General features: G+C 61.0%; 27 protein-coding genes. 17 read left to right on the plus strand and 10 right to left on the minus strand.

Annotation, left to right across the window (positions count from 1 at the left end; translation table 11 throughout):
* The first annotated feature begins 24 nt into the window (after positions 1–24).
* The 3 genes from pssA to N434_RS16825 all read left to right on the plus strand — a co-directional run bounded on the left by pssA (position 25) and on the right by N434_RS16825 (position 2,891).
* Positions 25–894, plus strand: a complete 870-nt coding sequence (pssA, locus tag N434_RS16820) for a CDP-diacylglycerol--serine O-phosphatidyltransferase (protein WP_065115284.1) — start codon at positions 25–27, stop codon at positions 892–894.
* Positions 895–1,066: 172 nt separating this feature from the next.
* Complete coding sequence (locus N434_RS26110; RefSeq protein ID WP_004440985.1) at positions 1,067–1,198, plus strand: hypothetical protein; 132 nt, start codon at positions 1,067–1,069, stop codon at positions 1,196–1,198.
* Between the two features lie 400 nt (positions 1,199–1,598).
* Entirely contained in the window at positions 1,599–2,891 is a 1,293-nt protein-coding gene (locus N434_RS16825; RefSeq protein ID WP_065115283.1) for a GGDEF domain-containing response regulator, read from the plus strand.
* Between the two features lie 219 nt (positions 2,892–3,110).
* Here the strand turns inward: N434_RS16825 and N434_RS16830 are convergent, their stop codons facing one another.
* Positions 3,111–3,872: an SOS response-associated peptidase gene (locus N434_RS16830; RefSeq protein ID WP_110759365.1), complete on the minus strand. Its 762-nt coding sequence runs from the start codon at positions 3,870–3,872 to the stop codon at positions 3,111–3,113.
* A 10-nt stretch (positions 3,873–3,882) separates the two neighbouring features.
* Positions 3,883–4,206 carry a YnfA family protein gene (locus N434_RS16835; protein ID WP_110759367.1) on the minus strand — a complete coding sequence of 108 codons (324 nt, stop codon included), beginning with the start codon at positions 4,204–4,206 and terminating at the stop codon, positions 3,883–3,885.
* A gap of 142 nt (positions 4,207–4,348) precedes the next feature.
* Between N434_RS16835 and N434_RS16840 the strand changes: the two genes are divergently transcribed.
* The 9 genes from N434_RS16840 (at position 4,349) to N434_RS16880 (ending at position 10,504) form a co-directional block, all read left to right on the plus strand.
* Positions 4,349–4,765, plus strand: a complete 417-nt coding sequence (locus tag N434_RS16840; protein ID WP_110759421.1) for an NUDIX hydrolase — start codon at positions 4,349–4,351, stop codon at positions 4,763–4,765.
* A gap of 98 nt (positions 4,766–4,863) precedes the next feature.
* Positions 4,864–5,301 (plus strand): TIGR02301 family protein, encoded by a 438-nt coding sequence (locus N434_RS16845; protein WP_065115279.1) that lies wholly within the window; start codon positions 4,864–4,866, stop codon positions 5,299–5,301.
* A gap of 105 nt (positions 5,302–5,406) precedes the next feature.
* Positions 5,407–5,664 (plus strand): hypothetical protein, encoded by a 258-nt coding sequence (locus N434_RS16850; RefSeq protein WP_003496894.1) that lies wholly within the window; start codon positions 5,407–5,409, stop codon positions 5,662–5,664.
* A gap of 14 nt (positions 5,665–5,678) precedes the next feature.
* Complete coding sequence (locus tag N434_RS16855; RefSeq protein WP_110759369.1) at positions 5,679–6,446, plus strand: hypothetical protein; 768 nt, start codon at positions 5,679–5,681, stop codon at positions 6,444–6,446.
* Between the two features lie 297 nt (positions 6,447–6,743).
* Positions 6,744–7,592 carry a CAF17-like 4Fe-4S cluster assembly/insertion protein YgfZ gene (ygfZ, locus tag N434_RS16860; protein WP_110759371.1) on the plus strand — a complete coding sequence of 283 codons (849 nt, stop codon included), beginning with the start codon at positions 6,744–6,746 and terminating at the stop codon, positions 7,590–7,592.
* 2 nt (positions 7,593–7,594) lie between these two features.
* Positions 7,595–8,218: an HD domain-containing protein gene (locus N434_RS16865; protein ID WP_181424003.1), complete on the plus strand. Its 624-nt coding sequence runs from the start codon at positions 7,595–7,597 to the stop codon at positions 8,216–8,218.
* Entirely contained in the window at positions 8,215–8,733 is a 519-nt protein-coding gene (locus tag N434_RS16870; RefSeq protein WP_110759373.1) for a tyrosine phosphatase family protein, read from the plus strand. Before N434_RS16865 ends, N434_RS16870 begins: the two co-directional genes overlap by 4 nt.
* 78 nt (positions 8,734–8,811) lie before the next feature.
* Entirely contained in the window at positions 8,812–9,633 is an 822-nt protein-coding gene (locus N434_RS16875) for a mechanosensitive ion channel family protein (protein WP_110759375.1), read from the plus strand.
* Positions 9,634–9,817: 184 nt separating this feature from the next.
* A complete protein-coding gene (locus N434_RS16880) occupies positions 9,818–10,504 on the plus strand; it encodes a metal-binding protein ZinT (protein ID WP_110759377.1) in 687 nt (228 codons plus the stop codon).
* Positions 10,505–10,686: 182 nt separating this feature from the next.
* On the opposite strand, the gene N434_RS16885 is transcribed toward N434_RS16880, so the two are convergent.
* The 3 genes from N434_RS16885 to N434_RS16895 form a co-directional block, all read right to left on the minus strand.
* Positions 10,687–11,505 carry an ABC transporter permease gene (locus tag N434_RS16885; RefSeq protein WP_110759379.1) on the minus strand — a complete coding sequence of 273 codons (819 nt, stop codon included), beginning with the start codon at positions 11,503–11,505 and terminating at the stop codon, positions 10,687–10,689.
* Positions 11,502–12,290 carry an ABC transporter ATP-binding protein gene (locus tag N434_RS16890; RefSeq protein ID WP_181424004.1) on the minus strand — a complete coding sequence of 263 codons (789 nt, stop codon included), beginning with the start codon at positions 12,288–12,290 and terminating at the stop codon, positions 11,502–11,504. Before N434_RS16890 ends, N434_RS16885 begins: the two co-directional genes overlap by 4 nt.
* 202 nt (positions 12,291–12,492) lie before the next feature.
* A complete protein-coding gene (locus N434_RS16895; RefSeq protein WP_110759381.1) occupies positions 12,493–13,536 on the minus strand; it encodes an ABC transporter substrate-binding protein in 1,044 nt (347 codons plus the stop codon).
* A 290-nt stretch (positions 13,537–13,826) separates the two neighbouring features.
* Between N434_RS16895 and N434_RS16900 the strand changes: the two genes are divergently transcribed.
* The 4 genes from N434_RS16900 to N434_RS16915 all read left to right on the plus strand — a co-directional run bounded on the left by N434_RS16900 (position 13,827) and on the right by N434_RS16915 (position 19,781).
* On the plus strand, positions 13,827–15,386 hold the full coding sequence (locus N434_RS16900) for a VOC family protein (RefSeq protein WP_110759383.1): 1,560 nt from the start codon (positions 13,827–13,829) through the stop codon (positions 15,384–15,386).
* A gap of 128 nt (positions 15,387–15,514) precedes the next feature.
* On the plus strand, positions 15,515–18,286 hold the full coding sequence (locus N434_RS16905) for a DUF2339 domain-containing protein (RefSeq protein WP_181424005.1): 2,772 nt from the start codon (positions 15,515–15,517) through the stop codon (positions 18,284–18,286).
* Positions 18,283–18,927, plus strand: coding sequence for an HD domain-containing protein (locus N434_RS16910; protein ID WP_110759385.1), 645 nt, complete (start codon positions 18,283–18,285; stop codon positions 18,925–18,927). The genes N434_RS16905 and N434_RS16910 overlap by 4 nt, the downstream gene beginning before the upstream one ends.
* Before the next feature lie 11 nt (positions 18,928–18,938).
* Complete coding sequence (locus N434_RS16915) at positions 18,939–19,781, plus strand: MOSC domain-containing protein (protein WP_110759387.1); 843 nt, start codon at positions 18,939–18,941, stop codon at positions 19,779–19,781.
* A gap of 30 nt (positions 19,782–19,811) precedes the next feature.
* Here the strand turns inward: N434_RS16915 and N434_RS16920 are convergent, their stop codons facing one another.
* On the minus strand, positions 19,812–20,546 hold the full coding sequence (locus tag N434_RS16920; protein WP_110759428.1) for a class I SAM-dependent methyltransferase: 735 nt from the start codon (positions 20,544–20,546) through the stop codon (positions 19,812–19,814).
* Between the two features lie 200 nt (positions 20,547–20,746).
* On the opposite strand from N434_RS16920, the gene N434_RS16925 reads away from it, so the two are divergent.
* A complete protein-coding gene (locus N434_RS16925) occupies positions 20,747–21,961 on the plus strand; it encodes an MFS transporter (protein WP_110759430.1) in 1,215 nt (404 codons plus the stop codon).
* A 2-nt stretch (positions 21,962–21,963) separates the two neighbouring features.
* Here N434_RS16925 and recO read toward each other — a convergent pair whose 3' ends face one another.
* From recO to era, 4 genes are all read right to left on the minus strand, one after another.
* On the minus strand, positions 21,964–22,728 hold the full coding sequence (gene recO / locus N434_RS16930) for a DNA repair protein RecO (protein WP_110759389.1): 765 nt from the start codon (positions 22,726–22,728) through the stop codon (positions 21,964–21,966).
* 56 nt (positions 22,729–22,784) lie between these two features.
* On the minus strand, positions 22,785–23,162 hold the full coding sequence (locus N434_RS16935; RefSeq protein ID WP_110759391.1) for a response regulator: 378 nt from the start codon (positions 23,160–23,162) through the stop codon (positions 22,785–22,787).
* Between the two features lie 137 nt (positions 23,163–23,299).
* On the minus strand, positions 23,300–24,052 hold the full coding sequence (locus N434_RS16940) for a Crp/Fnr family transcriptional regulator (protein ID WP_110759392.1): 753 nt from the start codon (positions 24,050–24,052) through the stop codon (positions 23,300–23,302).
* A 341-nt stretch (positions 24,053–24,393) separates the two neighbouring features.
* The gene (gene era / locus N434_RS16945; protein ID WP_065115260.1) at positions 24,394–25,344 is read right to left on the minus strand and encodes a GTPase Era; all 951 of its coding nucleotides are present in this window, start codon (positions 25,342–25,344) and stop codon (positions 24,394–24,396) included.
* Positions 25,345–25,351 lie beyond the last annotated feature (7 nt).

The raw sequence follows: 25,351 nt of genomic DNA on the forward strand, positions 1-25,351 counted from the left end.
TGACAATCAGGAAGGGCATGCGCCATGGAAACGCCGATCGCCGAGCCGCAGCAGAACGGAAAACAGGAGGGCCGCAAGGATAGCGGCCGCGGGCCACGCCTGAGGGAAATTCCCTTTCGCCTCGTGGTTCCCAATCTCATCACCGTTCTGGCCATCTGCGCGGGTCTCAGCGGCGTGCGTCTCGCCATCGAGGGCCGCTTCGAACTGGCCGTCGGCATGGTGCTGCTCGCCGCCTTCCTCGACGGCATCGACGGTCGCATCGCCCGCATGATGAAGGCGACTTCCAAATTCGGCGAGCAGATGGACAGCCTCGCCGACATCGTCAATTTCGGCGTCGCCCCTGCCCTCGTGGTCTATGCCTATCTGCTGGATCAGGCGCGCTCCATCGGCTGGATCGCCGCGCTCATCTATGTCATTGCCGCCGGGCTGCGGCTGGCACGCTTCAACGTGATGATCGAGCGGCCGGTGAAAGCGCCCTGGCAGAACGAATTCTTCGTGGGCGTTCCGGCTCCCATGGGCGCCATGCTGGTGCTTCTGCCGGTCTATCTCGGCTTCCTCGGCGTGGCGCCGGACAAGCCCTTCGCTTATGTCGCCGCCGCCTATACCGTGCTCATCGGTTATCTCCTCATCAGCCGCCTGCCGGTCTGGTCGGGAAAATCGGGCACCAGCCGCATTCGCCGCGATCTGGTGCTGCCGATGATCCTCGTCGTCGTGCTCTACGTGGCGATGCTGATGAGCTTCACATGGGAAGTGCTGGTTCTGACGGTTGCTGCCTATCTCGTCTTCATTCCCATCAGCGCCCGGCTCTGGCACCGCCGCTACGGCACGCTGACCATCGAAGAAGACGCGCATGATGACGCGAATGGCGGCAACGGCCTCGACCGGGGTATTTGAAACCACAGGTGTTATTTTTCCCGCGGGACCCGGCTTGCGGATGTGGCGCAAAATGTCGCATCCCGAAAAGTCAGCTTCGTTTTTTTCGCCTCGAATCCGTCAAGATTACCCTCGAAAGAGAGGGCTCACACGCTTCGCACAGGCGAATGGCGTGAATTGTGGAGAGAGAGAAATGACGAACGAGACGAAGGCACAGCCGCAGGCGAAGCCCGACCTCAAAAGCCACTACCGCCCGCTCGGACTGAAGGCCGTAGCGGCCGCAGCCCTGATGCTGAAACGCAAGCCCGCTGCCAAAACCGCCTGAAAATACTCGGTTTTTCGGGTTCTGAGCTTTTCGGATCATGCGGTGGATCTGGTAGAGAGCCGCCATTCCCCGACAGAATTTCAGCGATGACGCGGCGCCTTTAACGGCGCCGTTTTTTTTCGCCGGCTTGCAGAATGGCGGCGCGACGCATCGGTATTCATAAATTCGGGAACTTTTTGTAACGAAGCTGCAACGAAAGTGAAGTAAAAAGCCCGGCCTCTACGAAACGTCTGTACGAGTGCAAACGTATAGACTAGTGAATAACAAAGAATTTTCTATTTTTCGCAGTTTTTTCCAAAACAATGCATAAGCCGACTTTCAAATCCGCAGACTTGCGGATGACGAATATCCGGTGTTCGGGAAAGAATGCGGAGACAGGCCAGGGGGGCTTGGGACGGCCATGCAGGATAAGATCCTTCTGATTGAAGATTCCGTTGCTCTTTCCATGCTGCTGAAGTCGCGGCTCTCGGAAGAGACCGAGGCTGAGGTCATTCATTGCGACAGCATGGCTGCCGCCGATGCCCTTCTGAGCGCCCATCATTTCACGCTGGCGCTGACGGGGCTCAACCTGCCCGACGCGCCGAAGGGCGAGATTTTGGGCCTGCTTTCCGAGCGCAAGGTGCCGGCGATCGTGTTCACCGCAACGGTTGATGAAGAAGCGCGCAAACGTTACGCCGAAAAGAAGATCATCGATTATATCGTCAAGGATGGGCATCGCACCGTCGATGCGGTGGTCAAGACCGTCGACCGGATTTTGACCAACCGGCGCTTTTCCGTTCTGGTGGTCGATGATGCGCGCACGGCGCGTTCCGGTCTGGTGGAAATTCTGGAGCGGCAGAATTTCAGGGTCAGCGAGGCCCATTCGGGCAACCGGGCGCTGGAGATCCTGTCGCAGGACCCATCGATCCAGCTCGTCATCACCGATTATCATATGCCTGACATGGACGGTTATGAGCTGACGCGCCGCATCTGCGACAGCCGCTCCTCGGAAGATCTGCGGGTGATCGGCATCTCGTCCTCCACGGACCGGCTGCTTTCGGCAAGTTTCCTCAAGGCAGGCGCGTCGGATTTCGTCTATCGCCCCTTCGTGCCGGAAGAATTGCAGTGCCGTATCGACAATAATATCGAAACGCTGAAGCAGCTGAAACGCCTGCGCGAACTGGCCGAACGCGACCATCTGACCGGCCTGCCGAACCGCCGCTCCTTCTTCGAGCGTACCCGGGCGTTGATGGATATCATCAACGACAACGATGAAAACGGCGCGGTCGCCATTCTCGATATCGACCATTTCAAGAAGATCAACGATACGCTGGGGCACGATGCCGGCGACCGGGCGCTGAAGAAGCTTGCCGAACTGCTGCACGACATGTGCCACGAACAGCGCCATATTCCAGCCCGTCTCGGCGGCGAGGAGTTCGCCGTGTTCCTGCGCGGGCTCGATGCCCATGCCGCCTATCAGTTCTGCGAGGAACTGCGCGGCGCCGTCGAAAGCAATGGCCGCCAGCTCAGCGGCAGCAGTCTCGCACTGACGATTTCGCTCGGCGTGGTGGAAATCGAAAAGGGCGAACCTTTCGACAATCAGCTGAATGCCGCCGACCAGTTGCTCTATCTCGCCAAGGCGAACGGCCGCAACCGGGTGTATTCCGACGTGATGATCCAGGAAGGCCTGCAGAAGATCGGGCTGAACGGCTGAGAGCCCTTCGAATAAGATAGTCGTTTATGGGAAACGGGCGGGTGCCGCTTGTTTCTTCTCCCCGCCGGGGAGAAGTCTGCGGCAGCGGGATGAGGGGGCAAGCTCTCCGAAATCCGGCAACGTTTCCCCCTCATCCGATCCTTCGGGCCACCTTCTCCCCGGCGGGGAGAAGAAATATGCGGCAACGTCCGGCCCTAGTCATTGGCCTTGGGAATCACGTCAGAACAGCGACATCTGCCCCTCGTCCTTCGGCGGCTTGATCTTGGCCAGCGGCGCGCTTTCCGGCACCGGCTCGATGAGATCCGCGCCGACATTGGCGACCTTGTTGACCTTGTCCGACACCGGAATCATCTCGAAGAAATCGTCCTGAGCCGGACGCATCAGATCGGCCACCTCGCGCGGTTCCTGCGTCTTGCAATCCAGCCAGCGGCTGAAATCCTCAGGCGCGATGACGACAGGCATGCGGTCGTGAATGCGGCCGATTGCGGCATTGGCGGCCGTCGTCAGGATGGCGCCGGTATCGACTTCCGATCCGTCGGCGGAAGACCATGTTTCCATCAGGCCGGCAAAGGCGACGATGCCGCCATTTTTCGGGCGGATGAAATAGGGCTGCGGTTTGCCGCCCTCCTCCTTCGGTGGTCGCCGCCATTCGTAAAAGCCGGTGGCGGGAATGAGCACGCGGCGATGGCGCATGGCGGCGCGGAAGGAAGCCTTGCCGATGGCGGTTTCCGAACGCGCATTGATGAGCAGGGGAAAATCCTTGGGGTCCTTCACCCAGCCCGGCAGGAAACCCCAGCGGACCAGCACCGCCCGGCGGTTGGGCAGGTTGCTGCCCCGCTCCTGCCGCTCGCCTTCCAGCACCACGAGAATCGGTTGTGTCGGCGCGATGTTGAAGCGGGCGGGAAAGTCATCAAGCCCGATCAGATCGAGATAATCGGCAATTTCTTCCGGCGTCGCCTTCAGGACAAAACGTCCGCACATCTTCTTCTCCTCAGGCGCGGGGTCCAAACAGGATGATGGCCGTGCCGGCAAGGCAGACCGCACCGCCGGCGACATCCCATTTATCCGGCAGCTGCCCTTCAACGCCCCAGAGCCAGAGAAGCGATGCGGCGATGTAAATCCCGCCATAGGCGGCATAGGCTCTGCCCGCCGTTTCGGTCGGCACCAGTGCCAGCAGCCAGGCGAAGGCGGCAAGCGACAACATGCCCGGCAACAATATCCAGACCGGCTTGCCGAGTTTCAGCCAGGCCCAGAAGGAGAAGCAACCGGCGATTTCCGCGACCGCAGCCAATACATAGATAAGATAGACCTTCATTCCACCGTCTTCTGCGTGCACAATGGGGCGTGTTGTTCGCAACAGGTTAGAGCCTCCGCGCCATATCCGAAAGGGCGCATCGGCGCTCACGCACCATAATATGCAGACAGGCCTCAGACGGCCGAAACGAGTGAAACCCTTCATGACCCTTCGCATCAAGCCCCGCCCCGCCTCCTCCGCCATCGTCAGGAATGGCGACCGGCTGCTTCTCGTGCGCCGCATCAATCCGCCGTCAAAGGACATGTTCGCTTTTCCGGGCGGGCGCGGCGAAGAAGGGGAAACGCCGGCGGAGACGGCGCTTCGCGAACTTCACGAGGAAACCGGCATCGTGGCGCGCAAACCGCAACTCTTCGCCACCTACGATCTGCCTTCGCGCAGCGCCGAAGGCGTTCTGACCAGCCATTATTTCCTGTCGGTCTTTACCGTGGAGACGGATGCCGATCCGGCGGTGACGGCGGCCGACGATGCGGCGGATGCGGGCTGGTACACATTGGCGGAAATCCGCCGGCTGCCGGCCCCTGAAAGCGTCATTGAGTGCGCCGAGCGCCTGCTTGCATGATTGCCAGCCAGCCAGAATCGCGATTATTTAGGGCATGTCCGCCCGCCGGATGTTCACGAGCCAGCAGTTCACGCGTATGTGTGGGGCAGAATAGAATTTTGATACGGCCAACCATTTTCCTGTCTCTTTTCCTGACCATGCTACCTGCGGGCCTGGAAGGTATCGCCCATGCGCAGCCTTCAAAGGCGGCTTCCAAGGAGGCACGCCCTGCGGAAGCGACGCCGCCCAAGCCCGCGCCCTATGACGACAAGCTGGCACGGCTTTCGGAAATACTGGGCGCGGTGCAATATCTGAGGACGCTGTGCCCTTCTTCCGGTCCGGAGGACTGGCGCAGATCGATGAGCGATCTTCTGGCTGCGGACACGGCCAATGAACCCGAACGGCGCCAGCGCATGACGGCTGCATTCAACCGTGGATACCGCTCCTTTGCGGCCATCCACACCAGTTGCACGCGCGCCGCCATCATGGCAGAAGAGAACTACCGTAACGAGGGAGCAACACTCGCTCAGGAAATCGCGTCCAGGTTCGGAAATTAGAGGATTGTTAACCTCTTTTCGCCGCAGCCCGTGCCGTTTTGATAAAAGGCTGCTAGTGTTGTTAACAGGGTGGTAAGGACTTGCCCGCCCTGTCGAGGATGAAAAATGCAGACGAGCCGTAACGAAATCGACGATATGATCGTGCATGAAAAGATGCAGGTCGCTCTGGAACACCAGAACGAGGCATGGGCTGACGGCATGGCCGACGGCATCGAGCCTGAGATCATCGCCGATGCCGCCATCGCTCTGGCCATGCGCGAAACCATCCGCATGCATGGCGAAGCTGGTGCGGAAGCAATGCTGGAATCGCTGCGCCAGCGTATGCTTGAAGGCGAGTTTTCTCCGCAGCGCGTGATACAGTAAAGCCGGGGTCTATCATGTCTTGCCTGAGCAAGGGGCTTTTGCGCTCTTCCGCCCTGCTGTCCATCCTGCTTGCCCTGACCGTCGGGTCAATCGGCTTGCCGGGCGCGGCCTTTGCCCTGTCCGAGCTGAAGCCGGCGCAGAATGGTGAAAACCAACCGCAGGCCCAGACTGGCGAACAGCCGAAGCAGGCCGAGCCCGCGGAGCCGGACGAGGTTGAAGGCGATTCGGAAGGCATTCCCCTGCCCGACCCTCTGGTCGACCGTTCCGCCGCCCAGACCAACCAGCAATCCTCCAAGCCCGACAATACGCCGGAAATGTCCGTGGTCATCGAACACGATATTTCCAAGGCCCCGGAAGCCGTGCGCAAGCTGCGCCAGCAGATCATCGACGCCGCCGCCTCCGGCGACATCGAAAAGCTGCGGCCCTTCATCGCCGCCGGGCAGAATGAATTCCGCATCGACGGCAATGACAGCGAAGACCCGATCGCGGCGCTGAAAAGCTATTCCGGCGATCCGGACGGGCTGGAAGTGCTGGCGATCATCATCGATCTGTTGTCGACCGGTTATGCCCATATCGATGCCGGCACGCCGGACGAAGCCTATGTCTTCCCCTATTTCGCCGGCAAGCCGCTCAACACGCTGACGCCGCCGGAAAAGGTGGAGCTCCTGCGCATCATCACGGCGGGCGATCTGGCGGATATGCAGGAATATGGCAATTACAGCTTTTACCGCATCGGCATTTCGCCTGATGGCAAATGGAAGTTCTTCACCGCCGGCGATTGATCGCCTTCGGTGCTTGCCGTTCTCCGGTAAAAATCCTAACTGTGCGGAATGAGCATTTTGGCAGAAACGCCTCGCGGTTTTGCCGGAATGGATGGAAATAATTGGGTAGAAGTTCTGCGATTCGTTTTTAGAGTGAACGACGCTGGGATTGAGATTGGTGCGGCAGGCTTAAAGTTTACTGCGGGTTGACGCTCCCTTCTCCCGTCATTCCGGCCTCGAGCCGGAATCCAGCCAGCCCAAGTCCTTGGGCTGTAAACGCTTGGCGGAACACGCTCCCATAAACCGAACGGTGACGCCATGCCTTCCGCCTTTCTTGCCGACCGCCGCCTGATCAGAGTTTCCGGCACAGGCGCCGCAGAATTTCTGAATAATCTCATCACCACCGATGTTGAAAATTTGGCTGAGGGCGAAGCCCGCCCTGCGGCGCTGCTGACGCCGCAGGGCAAGATACTCTTCGATTTCCTGATTGCGCGCGATGGAACGGATTATCTGATCGAGACGGGTGCTGCCGAGCAGGATGCGCTGCTGCGCCGCCTGACGATGTACAAGCTGCGCGCGCCCGTCGATCTGAAATCCGAAGCGACCGAAGGTGTCAGCGTTTTCTGGAACGAGAAAGCGCCCGAGGCAGGCATCCGGGATGGGCGTTTTGCCAAGGCCGGCGTTGATCTTTTCCGCCTGCCGGGCGCCTCGGCCTCCGGCGAGGCTGCTGCCTATGAGGCGCTGCGCGTCGAACACGGCATTGCCGAATCCGGCCGGGACTATGCGCTGCAGGATGCATTTCCCCATGATGTGCTGATGGATGTGAATGACGGCGTTTCCTTCAGGAAGGGCTGCTTCGTCGGCCAGGAAGTCGTCTCACGCATGAAACATCGCGGCACGGCAAGGCGGCGCGTCGTTACCGTTTCGGCCGAAGGTCCGCTTCCAGCCAGCGGGACAGAGATTACCGCCAATGGAAAATCGGTCGGCACGCTCGGGACCGTTTGCGGCAGCACAGCGCTCGCCATCGTGCGGATCGATCGCATTGCCGATGCGCTTGCCTCCGACACCCCGCTTCTTGCGGAAGATGCCACCGTAACCGTGGCCCTGCCGGTCTGGAGCGGCCTTTCCTTCCCGGCCGCCGATCCGGCAGCGCGGGCGGAGGACTAGGCGTGGCGCCCGCAAAAAGTCCGCGCGCCTGGCAGCGCATGCTCTCCGGGCGGCGGCTCGATCTGCTCGATCCTTCGCCGCTCGACGTGGAAATCGCCGATATCGCCCATGGTCTTGCCCGCGTTGCCCGCTGGAACGGCCAGACGCGCGGCGATCATGCCTTTTCCGTCGCCCAGCACAGCCTCATCGTCGAGACGATTTTCTGCCGCATGTGCACGGATGCGACGCCCGGCGACATGCTGATGGCGCTGCTGCATGATGCGCCGGAATATGTCATCGGCGACATGATCTCGCCGTTCAAATCCGTGGTCGGCGGCGGTTACAAGACCGTGGAAAAACGGCTGGAGGCCGCCGTGCATCTGCGCTTCGGCCTGCCGCCACATGCATCGCGCGAATTGAAGGACCGCATCAAGAAGGCCGATACGGTTGCCGCCTTTTTCGAGGCGACGGAGCTTGCCGGTTTTTCCACCGCCGAGGCGCAGAAATTTTTCGGCCTACCGCGCGGCATCACCCGCGACATGTTCACCATCACGCCCCTGCCCTCGACTGAAGCACAGAAACTGTTCATCGAACGTTTCGAAGCAATCGAGGCGCTGCGCGCAACCGGGACCGGGAGCACGACATGACGGCCATCGTGGTATCGCCGCTGTCGCGGATCGCGGAAATGGCCGTGAAGCACAAGGCCCGCGAAATGGTGACACTGATCGCCAGGGAGCAGAGCTTTCACCGCCCGGCGGTGATTGCCGCCGACCGGCATCTGACGCTTGCCATGAACGACATCGCCTTCAAGGGCACCGGCGATCTTATCGCCCCTGACGATGCGCATGTGCTGAAGCTCATCGATTTTGCCCGGGAATGGGATCAGTCCGCGCCACTGCTCATCCATTGCTGGATGGGGATTTCGCGCTCGCCGGCCGCCGCCGTCATTGCCGCACTTTGCCTCTATCCGGATCAGGACGAAATGGCGCTTGCGCTTCGCCTGCGCGCCGTCTCGCCCTATGTCACCCCTAACGCCCGCATCATCGCCATTGGCGACCGGCTGCTGGCGCGTGAAGGCCGGCTGGTCAAGGCGATCAAGGCGATCGGCAGGGGAGCAGATACCGACGGCAACGTGCCTTTCGTGTTGCCGCTTGCCGGCTGACGCGCCATTTTTGGCGGAACCCCTGCGGCACCCATTCGTTACCAACCCTGAACAGCAATGAAAATCACGGGATAATTCATGGAACAACAGGCAACGGATATCATCGTCGCATCGCAGGCTGCCGTGCGGCAGGCAAGCGCGCTGGCGGTGCAATATTCCTTTTCGATCGTCGGCGCGCTTCTGCTGCTGATCATCGGCTGGCTGGCCGCCACCTTCCTGCAGCGATGGGCCTTTCAGGGCCTGTCGCGCATTCGCGGCTTCGATGCGACGCTTGCCGGTTTCTTCGCGGGCGCGATCCGTTATGTCGTGCTTATTCTGGTGCTGGTCATGGTGCTTGGCCAGTTCGGCGTGCAGACGGCCTCCATTCTCGCGGCGCTCGGTGCCGCCGGTCTCGCCATCGGCCTCGCACTACAGGGCACGCTGCAGAACATTGCCGCCGGCATCATGCTTCTGGTGCTGCGCCCCTTCCGGGTCGGTGAATATATCGAGACCAGCACGGTCAGCGGCACGGTCATTGAAATCGGCCTGTTTGCCACCGAGCTCAAGACCAGCGACGGGCTTTACCGCCTTGCGCCCAACTCCACCCTGTGGAACGTGCCGATTACCAATTACAGCCGCTTTCCCTCCCGCCGTCACGAGCTGAGCCTGACCGTTACCAACGACGATAACCTGACCGCCGCCCAGGATATGCTGATGCGCGTGGTGCGCTCAGAAAGCCGGATATTGCTGGACCCTGCCCCTGTTACCTTTGTCGATTCGGTCAGTGCCGACGGCGCAACCCTCATCTTGCGTTACTGGGTACGCAGCGACAGTTATTTCGCAACAACCCGCGACGTGACGAAGGCCATGAAACTCGCCTTCGATGAACACAAGGCGGAATTGAGCGCACAGCCGGCCTGACGTCTGGAAAGGCCCCTCTTCCTCATCTCTTTTGCGAGCGCGGTGGCCGGGCAGGCCATCGCGCTTTTTCATCGTGGCATGTCAGAACATAACCTTGCGTCCCGCAGGCGCGACCTCTATAGGTCGCATTGTAATGTTATTACGTAACTTACTCTTCCATGACAGATACGAGAGGGCCGAAACAATGCAGAAGACACTCATCCGCGTCACCGGCGCGGTCGCACTTGGTTCCATGCTGCTGGTGGCAGCCGCTGCCACGGCCGCCGGCGGCGACAAATCCGCCGCCCACAGCCATGACCACGGGCACGATCACAGCCACCAGATGACCGAGGCGGAAAAGAAGATTTACAATGGCTATTTCGAGGATGCCCAGGTGAAGCCGCGCACGCTTTCCGACTGGGACGGCGACTGGCAGTCTGTTTATCCCTACCTGCTGAACGGTTCGCTTGATTCCGTCATGGCCGAAAAAGCCGCCCATGGCGACAAGACGGCCGCAGAATATCGCGCCTATTACGACATCGGTTACAAGACGGATGTGAACCGCATCGTCATCAAGGGCGACAGCGTGGCTTTCTATAAGGAAGGCAAGCCGGTCGAAGGCACATATGCCAGCGACGGCCAGGAAATCCTGACCTACACGAAGGGCAACCGCGGCGTGAGATACATCTTCAAGAAGACCGCCGGCGACGAGGCCGCTCCCCAGTTCATCCAGTTCAGCGACCACTCCATCGCCCCGGTAAAAGCCGGCCATTACCACCTCTACTGGGGGAATGACCGCAAGGCCCTGCTGGACGAAGTCACCAATTGGCCGACCTATTATCCCTTCCTGATGGATGGCGCTGATATCGTCAAGGAAATGGCTGCGCATTGAGCCATGGCAGGCTCACGGCTTTCCCTGACCTGAAGAATGCCGAGCGCGTGCCTCTTTCGCCTTCTCCCCCCGGGGAGAAGGTCGCGGCAGCGGGTTGAGGGGGCAAGCTCGCCGCATATCTCTGCTGTCGCCCCTCATCCGACCCTTTGGGCCACCTTCTCCCCGGCGGGGAGAAGAAAGACTCACTGCCCCATGGTGGAGCGATGCGCCCAGCCGGTCATGCGTTTTTCAAGCCAGGCCATGATGGCGTACATGACGATGCCTTCCACGGCGAGCATCAGGAGGCCGGCAAAGACCAGCGGCACGTTGAACTGGCTCTGCGCCGAACTCATCATGTTGCCGAGGCCATAATTGGAGGCGACGGTTTCCGAGACGACCGAGCCGACGAAGGCGAGCGTGATGGCGATTTTCAGCGAGCCGAAGAAATAGGGCATGGACCGCGGAATGCCGACCTTCAGCATGATGTCCATCTTCTTCGCGCCCAGCGCCCGCAGCACGTCCTCGGTTTCCGGCTCGATGGTGGCAAGGCCGGTGGCGACATTCACGACGATGGGGAAGAAGGAAATCAGGAAGGCGGTCAACACGGCGGGAACAGTGCCGATGCCGAACCAGATGACGAGGATTGGCACCAGCGCCACCTTGGGGATGGCGTTAAAGCCGATCATCAATGGATAAAGCCCGGCATAAATGGTTTTCGACCAGCCGATGAACAGTCCGATGGCAAGGCCGGCGACAACAGCGATGGCAAAGCCCAACGTCGTCGTATAAAGCGTCTGCAGCGAATTCTTCCAGATCGGCGACCAATATTGCAGGATGGCCTGACCTACCCTCACCGGCGACGGCAAGATGGTGGGCGGCATTTTCAGCGCATATACCAGCAATTCCCACAGCGCGAAGAGCGCCAGCGTATAAAGCCAGGGGGCGGCCTTCACCCAGTTGACGCGGGCAATCAGCGGCTTGCGCGGCTCGTCCGTGACGGTGCTTTCCATGATCGCGCTCATGCCGCCACCCTCGCCTGCGCGATTTCGCCATGCAGTGCCTGCACCATGTCGTTGAAACCCTTGTCATACATGAGATCGAGCTGGCGCGGGCGGGCGAACGGCACGCGGTGTTCCGCCAGCACCCGGCCCGGCCTTGCGCTCATCACGAAAATCTTGTCGGCGAGAAAGGTCGCTTCGCGCAGATCGTGGGTTACGAGAATGATGGTCACGCGCTGCGCGGCGTGCAGGTCGCGGATGACGCACCACAATTCCTCGCGGGTGAAGGCATCGAGTGCGCCGAATGGCTCATCCAGCATCAGCAGATCCGGCTCATGGATCAGCGCGCGGCAGAGATTGGCGCGCTGCTGCATGCCGCCCGAAAGCTGCCATGGATATTTCGAGCCAAATCCCTTCAGGCCGACAATTTCCAGAAGGCGCTCGGCTTTCGCGACATATTCCGCCTTGTGGGCGCGCAGGCGGCGGCGGTGTTTTTCGACGATTTCCAGCGGCAGCAGGATGTTCTCAAGCGTCGTGCGCCAGGGCAGCATCGTCGGGTTCTGAAACGCCATGCCGACGATGGAGACCGGCTCCGTGACCTGCCGCCCGGTAACGATGACATTGCCCTTTTGCGGAATATGCAGCCCCGTCACCAGCTTCATCAGCGTGGACTTGCCGCAGCCCGACGGGCCGACCACGGCGGCGAATTCACCCTTGTCGACCGTCAGGTTCAAACCGGATACGGCCAGCGTGCCGGCCGACCCGCCATAACGCATGTCGACATTGTCTATTTCCACGAGATGTGACATCGCAGTCCCCGTTTTCAGTTGCTAGATGCGCTACCGCCATCGCCGCTTGTTTCTTCTCCCTGCGCGGGGAGAAGGTGGCCCGAAAGGGTCGGATGAGGGGGCAATACCAGCGAGAGACCGCACCCCTGCCCCCTCATCCCGCTGCCGCGGACTTCTCCCCGGCGGGGGAGAAGAAGCGCGCGGCACCCACTCGCTCCACCCTTTAGGGAAGCATGCGTTCTTCCTTGGCCGGCAGGTAGGTCGCATCGAACACCTGTTCCGCCTTCACATTGCCCTTCAGGCCCATGGAAACCTTCAACGTCTCGATGGAGGCGGCAAGCCGGGCCGGGTCGACGCCGCCCATGCCGTTTTCCACCACATAGGGCGTCTTGATGTTCATGCTGTTGGCCATGTTGAGGCGTTCCAGCTCGATGGCGCTGTCGAGCGTCTCGTTGCGCTTCAGCACCGCCGCCACGCCCTCTTCCGGGGTCTTGACGGAATCGGCGAAGCCCTTGGCCAGCGCTTTCAGGAACCCCTTCACGGCTTCAGGGTTTTTCTCAGCGAAATCAGTGTTTACCAGCACCGCATTGCCATAGAGATTCAAGCCGTGCTCGGCCATCAGGATGGTTGAGATGTCGTCATCGGCAATGCCCTGCTTCTTCAGGTTGAGGATAACAGAAAAAGCAAAACCGAAGACGGCATCGACATCGCCTTTGGCAAGCATCGGTTCACGCACGGGAAAACCGATCGATTCGATCTTGATCTTGCTCTCATCGAGACCCGCGACCTGCCTGAAAGCCGGCCATTGCGCGAAGGCGCCATCCGGCGGCGGCGCGCCGAGCTTCCTGCCTTCCAGCGACTTCGGATCACCCGTGACGCCAAGCGACTTGCGGCCGACGACGGCAAAAGTCGGGCGCTCATAGACCATGTAAACGGCCTTGATCTTCTGGCTCGGATCTTCATCGAGGAACTTCATCACCGAGTTGATATCGCCGAACCCCATCTGGTAGGCGCCCGTCGCCACGCGCGGGATCGCTTCCACCGAGCCATTGCCGCTGTCGATCGTGACGTCTAGGCCTTCCGCCTTGAAGTATCCCTTGTCGAGCGCCAGCAGGAAGCCGGCGGCGGGGCCTTCGAATTTCCAGTCGAGCGTGAATTTGACCGGCGTTTCGGCACGGACAGCCGTCGCCGGCAACGAAATTCCGGCAGCGGCGCCGACCACGGCGATAGCCAGGGCCCTGGACAACAACCTGCGCGTTAAAATCATCTATTCCCCCTGATGGTTTTGTTGGATTGGTTGCATAAGAGCCAATTCCATCCCTCAAGGCAAGACAAAACTGCATACAAAATAGCCATAATTTCATATGCTTATTTTAAGAGCAAAAATGGTCAGTCGGCGAGTAAAAAGCGGGAATTCTGCCCAAGGCGCATGCAACGAAGCCTGCGGAATTCCGTTCACACGACGAACACAGCGTTCTCATTTGCCGGGGTTGCGGATCAGGGGCAGCGTAGGACAAATAGGATCACGAATAACGGGTAAAACAGCGGGACGGCGAGATGAATTCTGCACTGGGCATACACCACATCACCATGATCACCCGGAAGGTGCAGGCGAATGTGGATTTTTACGCCGGCTTCCTCGGGTTAAGGCTGGCGAAGCGCACCGCCGGCTTCGAAGACGCCATGCAGCTGCATCTGCTCTATGGCGACGACATAGCTTCGCCCGGCTCCCTTCTGACATTTCTTGTCTGGGAAGACGGCGGCCAGGGGCGTGTCGGTTACGGCCAGACGCTGGAGATTTCGCTGGCGATCGATCCCGCCGCCATCGGTTTCTGGCTGACACGGGCGCTGAAATTCGGCATTCGCACCGAAGGTCCGACCGACGAATTCGGCGCCCCGGTCATCCGGCTGAAAGACCCTGATGGCCTGATCGTCAAACTGGTCGGCACCCATGCCTTTGCCGATGCCACGCCGCATGTGACGGACGACATTTCTGCGCAGGACGCGATTCGCCGCATCTATGGTGCGACGATGCTGAGCGAGGTGCCGGAAGAGACCGTGGCGTTTCTGGAGAAACATTTCGGTTACCGGCAGGAAAGCCAGACAGGTGCGATCCGTCGGCTCGTTTCCGACAGCGGCGACATTATCGACGTGCGCGACGCGACCGGCTTCTGGTCCAGCGCGCCGGGCACCGGCACGGTCGATCACATCGCCTTCCGCGCCGAGGACATGGAAGAGCTGAACGCTGTTCTTGCGGGGTTGAAATCGCTGAATTCCAGCACCACCAACGCCCATGACCGCAAATATTTCCACTCGCTCTACGTCCGCGAACCGGGCGGCGTGCTGATTGAAATGGCGACCGACGGGCCGGGCATGACGGTGGACGAACCGCTGGAAACGCTTGGCGAAAAGCTGTTCATTCCGCCGCTGTTCATGAAGGACGAGGCGGATGTGCGGGTCGCCCTGCCGCAGTTTGCGATGCCGGGCGAAGAGCGCATCGTTTATCGCGACCTGCCCTTCGTGCACCGTTTTTACACGCCCGAGGAGCCGGATGGCAGCACCATCATCCTGCTGCACGGTTCCGGCGGCAGCGAAACCAGCCTGATGCCGCTGGCGCACCGGGCAGCAGCCGGCGCGACACTTCTTGGCGTGCGCGGCCGCAGCACGGAAGAGGATATCGCCCGCTGGTTCCGCCGTTATCCCGATTTCAGCTTCGACCAGAAGGATATCGTTTCCGAAGCGGAAGCCTTTGCCGCCTTCGTGGAAGGCGCGATACGCTCCTATGGTCTTGATCGTTCGAAGCTGCGGTTTATCGGCCATTCCAATGGCGCGAACTTCTATGCGGCCTTTGCCGCACTCCATCCGGAGCTGGCCGGAGACGCGCTGCTCTATCGCCCGACACCGGTTCTCGAAACATGGCCGGACGCCGACCTTTCCGGTCGCAATTTCCTGCTTGTGGCGGGAGAACGCGACAAATACCGCGACAAGGCGAGCGAGCTGCAGGGAAAGCTTGCGGCCGGCGGCGCGAGGGCCGAGATGGAAACGGTCGAAGACGGACACGATCTCGGGCTCGCCGATATCGAAGCCGCGCGGCGCTGGCTGGCGGATGTTTCCTGATTTTCGATAGATGCGCATAGGCCGAGCGGACGCCGCCCGCTCCCCCGTTACCCACACCTTCATCAACCGGGCCTTGCATAAACTCGCCAAAAGAGCTTTAAAAACAGCTTCGTAATTGGAGAGCCCGTTTGGACATCCCGCTGTTTATCCTCGCCCTCATCGCGGCCTTCATCTACATGCTGGTCGCGACCATCCGCAATTCAGGCCGAATCAAGTCTCTGGAACGGGAGGTTCACAGCCTCAAGCGGCTGATGGCTGCGGGCGTTGTGGCTCCTGCGGCGGCGCAGGCGGAGAGTGCGGAAACCACGGAAAAACCGGATTTCGCAGCGGAAAAGGAAAGTGAAACCGCTCTGGAAGCGGCGGCGCCCCAGGCTGAATACGCATCCGAGCCTGAAGAAATCGCAGCCACAGCAGTACCGGAAGAGGTCGTGCGCGAGGAAGCGCAGCCTGCGCTCGCCGCCGGGGCCGTATCCGCGCCGGCGGCGAATGAAAGTTTGGAAAGCCTGCTCGGCGCGCGCTGGGCGGTCTGGGCCGGCGGGCTGGCGCTGGCGCTGGGCGGTATTTTCCTCGTCAAATATTCGATCGAATCGGGGCTGCTCAGCCCGGCGGTCAGGCTTTCGCTTGCCGCCATTTTCGGCCTTGTTCTCGGGCTTGCCGGCGAAGCGATCCGCCGCAAGGCGGTGCCGGGCATCGCCGCCGCCTATTCCAACGCCATGATACCGGGCGTGCTGACGGCGGCCGGCGCATTGACGCTGTTCGGCGTGGTTTATGCGGCCTATGGCATCTACGGCTATATCGGCTCTGGAACGGCCTTCATCCTGCTCGGGCTTGTCGCCTTTGCCACCATTGGCCTGTCGCTTCTGCATGGGCAGGCGCTGGCCGGGCTCGGTCTTCTCGGCTCGATGCTGACGCCAGCGCTGATTTCCAGCGAAACGCCAAATATCTGGGCGCTGTTCGTTTTCCTGACGATCTCGTGGCTGGCGACCGCGGCCGCAGCGCGCAGGCAGGGCTGGACCGTGGTTCCGTCCCTTGCCAATGCCGGCCTTGGCCTCTGGACGCTCGGCTATATCGGCTTTTCCGAGACGATCAATGCCGAACCACCGACGCTCGCTTTGCTCGTCATGCTGGCCGGCACGATCTTCCTGTGGCCTGGAAAACACTTCGATACACCACCCGCAGAAACCGGCGAAACCGCCGCCCCGGAGCGGCGCGCCATCCGTGCTCTAAGGCTTCTGCTGCGCCCGTCGCTTGCCATCAACCTCACCGTATCGATGGCCGTCATCCTGCCGGCCATCGGCTTCCTGTTCGCCAGTGGCGGTATCGACACCCACCCGGCGCTGATCGTCTCGGCGCTCATCGCAGCGCTTGCGGCCCTTGGTGCCGCCCGCCACTATGCGGTGTGGCCGGCCATCATCGCAGCACTCGGTGCGCAGACGGCGGTTGCGCTGATGTCGCGGCAGGGCATCGATTTCATCGGCCTCATAAACGATACCGGGATCACGCTGCCGCCCGTCGGGACGGGCTATACGGCTGAAATCGCCATGGCGCTTGGTCTTGGCGCTGTCCTCGTGCTCTGCGCCTTCTCCTTCCTGAAGCGCAAGGGCGCTGACGATGCGGATTTCGCCCAGCTGTGGGCAGGTATTGCCGCGCTGTTCCCGGTCTGGCTGGCAACCGCAAGCTTCGTTGAATATGGCAATCTCGGTCGTGACTGGCTGCACGCCGCCTATGGCCTCGGCCTCGGCCTGGTGCTGATCGCCGGCGCTGAATGGCTGCACCGACAGAATAACGAGGCCTATCGCAAGCCACTCAACATTCTCGTGCTCGGCTCGTTTGCCGCCTTTGCGCTCAGCCTGCACACGCTGACGGAAGGGCTCGCGACAACCGTTCTGCTGTCCGTCATCGGCTTTGTTTATGTGCTGGCCAGCCGTTACCGCAACTGGGATGTGCTGCCCTGGGTCATGGCGGTGGCAAGCGTTGCCGTTCTCGGCCGCATCGCCTGGGAACCCACCATTGTCGGGCCGCAAAACCTCGGGACCACACCAGTCTTCAACGCGCTTCTGCCGGGTTACGGCATTCCCGCACTGCTGGCCGTCGCCTCGGCCTGGCTGCTGCGCGACTGGCCGGGGGTCAGGGCGAAGAACTTCCTGCAGGCGATTGCCAGCGTCATGGGTCTTCTCGCCGTCGCCATCCTCATCCGCCACGCGATGAATGGCGGCACGCTTGATAACAGCGTACCGACGCTCGGCGAACAATCGATCTACACGCTGCTGACCATTGGCTTCTCGGGCGTGCTGATGACGCTGGACCTCAAGAGCCCCAGCCCCGTCTTCCGTTATGGTTCGATGATTGCCGGCGTGATTGCCGTCATCAACGTGCTGACGATGCATTTCTTTACGCTCAACCCCTATTTCACCGGCGAAAATACCGGGCGCATTCCGGTCCTCAACCTGCTGCTGATCGGTTACCTCCTGCCGGCGCTCGCCTATGGCGGCCTTGCCTATTATGCGCGCGGCAAACGTCCGCCGCCCTATGTCAGCATGCTGGCGGTGGCAGGTGCGGCACTCGGTTTTGCCTGGGCAACACTTTCGGTCCGCCGGTTCTGGCAGGGCGAAAACATCGCCGACTGGAAGGGTTTTATGCAGGGCGAGACCTACAGCTATTCGGTGGTCTGGTTGCTGATCGGCGTGCTGCTGCTGGTGCTCGGCTCGCGCTTTAATGCCCGCAGCCTGCGTCTGGCATCGGCCGCCTTTGTGCTGATCTCGGTTGCCAAGGCATTCCTGATCGACATGAGCAACCTTGAAGGCGTGCTGAGAGCCCTGTCCTTCATCGGGCTCGGCGCAGTGCTGATCGGCATCGGCCTGTTCTACCAGAAAATCCTGACCCGGAAGCCGCAGGCATGATCGCGGCCGAGGCTTTCGCGCCCTATGCGGCGCTTGCGCAGGACCTGATACCGCACGCCGCCGATACGGGCGACGGCTCGCATGATCTTGCCCATATTCACCGCGTCTTCCGCAACGCCATGCGCATCCATGCGGGCGAAGGCGGCGATGGCACCGTGCTGGCGGCGAGCGTGCTTTTGCATGATTGCGTGGCGGTGGAAAAGAACTCGCCGCTTCGCGCGCAGGCCTCACGACTGGCGGCGGAAAAGGCGGCCGGCATTCTGGCCGGGCTTGGCTGGCAGCAGAAAGATATCGACGCCGCCACACACGCCATCACCACCCACAGCTTTTCCGCCAATATCGAGCCGCAGACGCTGGAGGCAAAAATCCTTCAGGACGCCGACCGGCTGGATGCCATCGGCATGGTGGGGGCAGCCCGCTGCTTTTACATTGCCGGACGCATGGGCTCGGCGCTTTACGATCCGGCCGATCCGCTGGCGAAGGACCGTCCGCTTGACGACCGCGCCTTTGCGATAGACCATTTCGAAACCAAGCTTTTCAAACTGGCGGACGGCTTTCGCACCGGGACGGGGCGACAGATGGCCAAGGCCCGCCATGAGCGGCTGCAACAGGTGCTCGACCTGTTTCTCGACGAGATCTGAGGATATCCAAGATGCGTGTGACCGAACTCAACATCTATCCGCTGAAAAGCGCGCGCGGCATTCCCCTCTCCGAGAGCGCCGTTTCGGCCGAGGGCCTGCCCGGCGACCGTCGCGCCATGTTGATCGACCCTTCCGGCCATTTCATCACCCAGCGCGAATTGCCTGCCATCGCCACGGTTCTGGCCCGGCATGAGGATGGCGGCATGGCGCTTGCGCGGGAAAAGGACGGCGAGATCGTTGCAAGACCGACCGGAGAGCGCATGGATGTGGCGGTATGGAAGTCGATCGTCAGCGCTAATATCGCCGATGACGAGACCAACAATACGCTTTCGGCATGGCTGGGGCGCGAGGTGAAGCTGGCATTCTTCGATGATGCCTCGAAACGCATTGCAAGCCTCGAATGGACCGGCAACGAAACGCCCGTCACCTTTGCGGACGGCTACCAGATCCTCGTCACCACCACCGCCTCGCTTGCCGCGCTGAACGACAATATGCGCGCCAATGGCGAGGACGCGGTCGGCATGGAGCGGTTCCGGCCGAATATCGTGCTGGACACGGACGAGCCATGGGCTGAGGACCGCTGGGCGGCCATCGAGATCGGCGGCATTCGTTTTGATCTGGTCAAGCCCTGCGCCCGCTGCATCATGACCACGCAGGACCAGATAACCGGCTCCCGCGATGTGCCCTCACCCATGAAAGCCATGGGCCGCATCCGCATGTCGGGTGATCGGCGCGTGCCCGGCCCGCTGTTCGGCTGGAACGTGACGCCGCGCAGTCAGGGCAGACTGTCGCTCGGCGACGTGGCCAAGGTGGTCGAGGAGCGGCCGGGAGGCTGGGCGATCAAGAGGCGGTAGGCCACGGGCGTTGCAACGTCCGCAGTGCCATCACGGCTTGCGGGCGCTGACGATCAGAAAGATCGGGCGGCGATCTTCGTGCTTCATCTCCGGTCGCTCCGCGAGCAAGGCGGGATCGGGCCTCGGCTCGGCCAGACGCGTCAGGGCAAAGCCAGCGGAAAGCAGGCTGTTGAGAATGCCTGACACCGTGCGGTGATATTTGACCACATCATCCGCCATCCAGTTGGAATGGCGCACGCCTTCGTTCTGGTAATTGTCGAGCGACCAGTGGAGGATTTCGCCTTCCTCGTCGTAGAACCAGTCCTGTTTTTCCAGCGCGGTGAAAACGGGATGTTCGATGGAAAAGATGAACTCGCCGCCGGATTTCAGCACGGTGGAAACTTTCGCGAATGCCAGGTCGAGATCGCGGACGTAATGCAGGGCGAGAGAACTCAGCACCACATCGAAACTTTCCGGCGGAAAATCGATGTCCTCGATTGCCGCCCGACGATATTCGATACCGGGGCCGCCATTTATTTCGGCGGCACGGCGCAGCATGTTCTCCGAAAGATCGACACCGACGACACGGGCCGCCCCCTGCTCTGCCGCATAACGGCAATGCCAGCCGAAACCGCAACCGAGATCGAGAAGGCTGCGCCCCTGCAACGGCGGAAGCATGGCGCGCAGTTCGTGCCACTCGCCGGCCTGCCGCAACCCTTCCACGGAGCGCGGCATGGCGCTGTAGCGCTCGAAAAACCCGGGGTCATCGTAAATATTCTGCTTCATCGTCATATCTCCGGTATCCCCGGAAGCTATATACGGGGCATCCCATCAATCCCATCAATCCCATCAATCCCACGAATAATGGGGGTCAAGAAAAGTCGCTAGTGGGGACAGCTGACAAAAGCTAATATTCATCCCGATCAGAGGGAATCTGCAGAAGATCTGCGCCATCTCCAGGGCGCATGCTGCAGCAGGAGAATTTCATGTCGCAAGCCACACGCCAGACCATGCCCTGGCTGATTATCGCCGCCGGGTCGCTGATTGCCGTCATGACCTTCGGGCCGCGTTCGGCCATGGGCTTTTTTCAGCTGCCGATGCTGGCCGACACCGGCTGGGATCGTTCCACCTTCGGCCTCGCCATGGCCCTGCAGAACCTGTTCTGGGGCCTCGGCCAGCCCTTCTTCGGCGCAATCGCCGATAAATACGGCACGGGCCGCGTGCTCGTTCTGTCAGGATTTCTTTATGCCGCCGGCCTCATCTGCATGTCCTTCGGCACCTCGCCCTTCTGGCTGCATTTCGGCGGCGGCGTGCTTGTCGGGCTTGGCATTGCCGCCGGCTCCTTCAGCGTCATCCTTTCGGCCTTTGCACGCCATGTCACGCCGCAGCAGCGCTCGCTCGCCTTCGGCATCGGCACGGCGGCGGGCTCTGCCGGCATGTTCCTGTTCGCGCCGATCAGCCAGGGGCTGATTTCCAACTATGGCTGGTCGGACAGCCTCGTCTGGCTTGCCGTGATGATGATGCTCGTGCCGCTGCTCGCCTTTCCGATGCGCGGCAACTCCTCTTCCGGCAGCCAGTCGCAGACGCAGTTCCAGCAGACGGCGGGCGAAGCGCTGCGGGAAGCGCTTGGCCACAAGAGCTATCTCCTGTTGACGACCGGCTTCTTCGTCTGCGGTTTCCAGGTGGCCTTCATCACCGCGCATTTCCCGGCCTATCTCGGCGATATCGGCATCGAACCGCGCTATGCCGTCATTGCCATGGCGCTGATCGGCTTCTTCAATATCATCGGGTCGTTGGCCGCTGGCGTCATCGCCCAGCGTTATTCGAAACCCTATATGCTGGCCTATATCTATATTGCCCGCTCGATCGCCGTTACGGCCTTCCTGCTTTTGCCGCAATCACCGCTTTCGGTCATCCTCTTTGCGGCCGTCATGGGCATTCTCTGGCTTTCCACCGTGCCGCCCACCAATGCGCTGGTGGCGATCATGTTCGGCACGCGCCATCTCGGCATGCTCGGCGGCGTCGTGTTCCTGTCGCACCAGATCGGTTCGTTCCTCGGCGTCTGGCTCGGCGGCTTTCTTTATGACCGGCTGGGGTCCTATGATCTTGTCTGGTGGCTCGGCGTCGGCATGGGAATCTTTGCCGCCATCGTACATTGGCCCATTCAGGAGCGCCCCGCACCGCGGCCTGCAATGGCCTAAGCCTACACGGCCTCATCAAGCGCGGGCGGCGATGCCCTGCGCTGCAGCGCCTTCAGCGCCGCCTGCACGAAACCGTCGCGGGCGGCGTTTTCACTCAGGCCACGCGGATCATAGACATGCCGATTGAGGAAATGGGCCGTCAGGCGGAAGGCCGCCGCGAGGCTTTCGGGATCGGCAGCTTTCGACTGGCCCTCACCGAGAAAAGCGGGCAGTGACAGCATCCGGGCCGCATAGGGCGCGCCTGCCGTGCGGCAAACCGCCCTGCCCGTTTTCGGCGATACATAGATGAGATCGGTGCGCAGCCCCGTCGCCGCGCATTCGGTGAGATCAAGCCCGAAACCGAGATCGTTCAGCACCGCGAGTTCGAACCGCACGAACAATTCCCCGGCATCGGCCGGATCGTGGAGATTGTCGAGGATGATATCGAGCGCCTGATAGAGATGCGGATGCGGATCGCGCTCCGGCAGAAGCCTGAGAAGCGCGCCCATGGCCTGGACGCCGTAAACGGCGGTCGCCGTTTCCATCAGCTGCGCGGCGCGCAACTGCAGAGGCTCGATGCGATATTCGCCGAGATGGTCGTCAAGACGCGCCCGCCAGACGACATCCACCCGGTTTCCCGCCTGCAGCACCGGCTGCATGCTACGGGAACGACCGGAGCGCACCATGCCGAGATGACGGCCACGCGAGCGGGTCATCACCTCGGCGATGACGCTCGTCTCGCCATGGCGTTTGACGCCGAGAATGATCGCCTCATCCTGCCACTGCATGAAACCTGTCCGAATTTCGATTCAAGCCCCACCATAACCGATCTGGCGGCGAAACGTTATTCTTTTACGGCATCCCCGTCCGTACCGACCAGACCAAGGACAAAACCGACGATTTCGTTTTCGCCGAAAGGCTTGCCAAGCAAGGGGGCATGCATCAGGTCTTCCGGAAAGCCCGTCGTATCGCCGTAACCGCTGACGAAACCGAAGGGAATGCCCGCCGCGCGCAGCTCACGGGCAAAATCGTAACTCTTGCCATCGGAGAGGCTGACATCGAGAAGCACGCAATCTGCAACATCCTGTCCGGCGGCCTCCCTCGCCTGCGCAAGCGTCGTGGCGATGGTGATGGTTTCCACCCCCATGGACTGGAGAACCGCCTCGACATCAAGCGCCACCAGATATTCATCCTCAACGATGATAACCCGTTGTGGCACCATATGTTTTCTTCTTCCTAAATGAGAGAGCCGTCAGGCCCGAAGCCGCGATCTCCGAAATGATTCCGCAGTGAGATATCACGACAGGAGTCGCAAATTACGGCCCCACCGTCATTTAAAAAAGACATGTCAAAGGAAGATCAGATGAAGGGCCTTTGCCGTTTCTCGTCGCTCTCCCACCCCGCCACATGGCTAAGCCCCGCATCATCAAGCACCAGACAGCCCTTGTCCGTCCAGCGGATGAGGCCGCGATCGACCAGCTTTCTCAGGGTTTTATTGGTATGAACGATGGAGAGGCCGAGTGTGTCTGCCACATGCTGCTGGGTGACCGGGATCGGTGTTTCGCCGGGGATGAGATTGACCGCTTTCGCCTTGCGATAAAGAAACGCGATCAGATAGGCGGCACGCTCCAGCGCGGTGCGCCGGCCGATGCTGAGAAGATGGCTGTCGAGCATGCGCTCCTCGCTTGCCGCGATCCAGGTCAGGTCATAGGCAAGTGTCGGGTGATCGGTGAAGAGGTTGTTGAGGCGGGACCGCTCGAAGACGCAGAGCGTCACCGGCGAGAGCGCCTCCACCGAATGCTGCATTTCCCCCATCACCGTGCCCTGAAGACCGACGAGATCGCCCGGCATGACATAGTTGAGTATCTGCCGCCTGCCGTCCTCCAGCGTTTTGTAACGGAAAGCCCAGCCCTGCAAAACGGTGTAAAGATGGGCGCTGTGCGAGCCTTCCATCAGGATGACCGAGCCGCTTTCCACCGCAAGTTCGCCCGTCTTGAAACGCGAGACGAAATCGAGTTCGGAGGAGGAAAAATCCCGGAAATGCGGCAGGTCGCGCAGGGGACATTGCTGGCACGGGGTGGTGGAAATTCCGTTCGGTTTTTTTGGCGACATGAATATCCGTCATCGAAAAAGGTTGCGCCCAATTGTTTTGGAACAACCCGCCCGAACCTATTCGGTTCCCGATGGAGGTGAAGATATTCAGATCGTTCAAGGATTGCGTCGCGTTCTCCCTCGAACACATAAAAACGAAGGGCTTGGGCAACCTCGACGTTCGCGTTGGTTCGCGACATTTCCGCCCGTCATTCCGGCCCTGAGCCGGAATCCAGTCGACGCGCGTCGGCGCGGCGAGAGTCCTCTTTTCAGCCCAAGGACTTGGGCTGGCCGGATTCCGGCTCAAGGCCGGAATGACGAAAGCGGGTGTGTTTTCGCATCGCGCATATCGCGCCTGCGCGTTACCCCCGCGGGAACTCCAGACCCATTTCACGGAAGCGCTCGGGGTCGTCGCCCCAGTTCTCGCGCACCTTGACGAACAGGAAGAGATGAACGGGCTGTTCGAGGATTTCCGACAGCTCCTTGCGCGAGGCGGTGGAAATGGCCTTGATCGCATCGCCGTTCTTACCGAGCGCGATCTTCTTCTGGCTGTCGCGCTCGACATAGATCACCTGCTCGATGCGCACGGAGCCGTCCTTGCGCTCCTCCCACTTTTCCGTCTCGACGTGCGAGGCGTAGGGAAGCTCCTGATGCAGGCGCAGGAACAGTTTCTCGCGGGTGATTTCGGCGGCGAGCTGGCGCATCGGCAGGTCGGAAATCTGGTCTTCCGGGTAATACCATGGACCTTCCGGCAGTTCGGCGGCCAGATAGTTCATCAGGTCCTCGCAGCCCGAACCGTTGGTCGCCGAGATCATGAAGGTACGGTCGAAAGCGACTGTCTCGTTGGCGGCGGCGGCGAGCTTCAGAAGGTCCTCGCGCTTCACCTGATCGATCTTGTTGAGGCAGAGGATTTTCTTCTGCGGAACATCCTTCAGACCTTCGAGAATGGTTTCCGCATCGCCCTTCAGGCCGCGTTCGCTGTCGATCAGCAGCAGGATGAGGTCCGCGTCCTTCGCGCCGCCCCAGGCGGAGGTGACCATGGCGCGGTCGAGCCGGCGGCGCGGCTTGAAGATGCCGGGCGTATCCATGAAAACGATCTGGGCATTGTCGTGAATGGCGATGCCGCGCATCACCGCGCGTGTCGTCTGCACCTTGTGGCTGACGATCGAAACCTTGGCGCCCACCAGCCGGTTCACCAGCGTCGACTTGCCGGCATTGGTCGGGCCGATGAGGGCGACGAAGCCGGAGCGGGTCGGAAGGGCTGCATCTTCGCCAGGGATGGCGGGGTTTTCGTGATCGGTCATGATATCCATTCAAGGT

The sequence above is a fragment of the Rhizobium sp. UGM030330-04 genome, from assembly GCF_003208455.1.
Lineage (GTDB): Bacteria > Pseudomonadota > Alphaproteobacteria > Rhizobiales > Rhizobiaceae > Agrobacterium > Agrobacterium rhizogenes_A.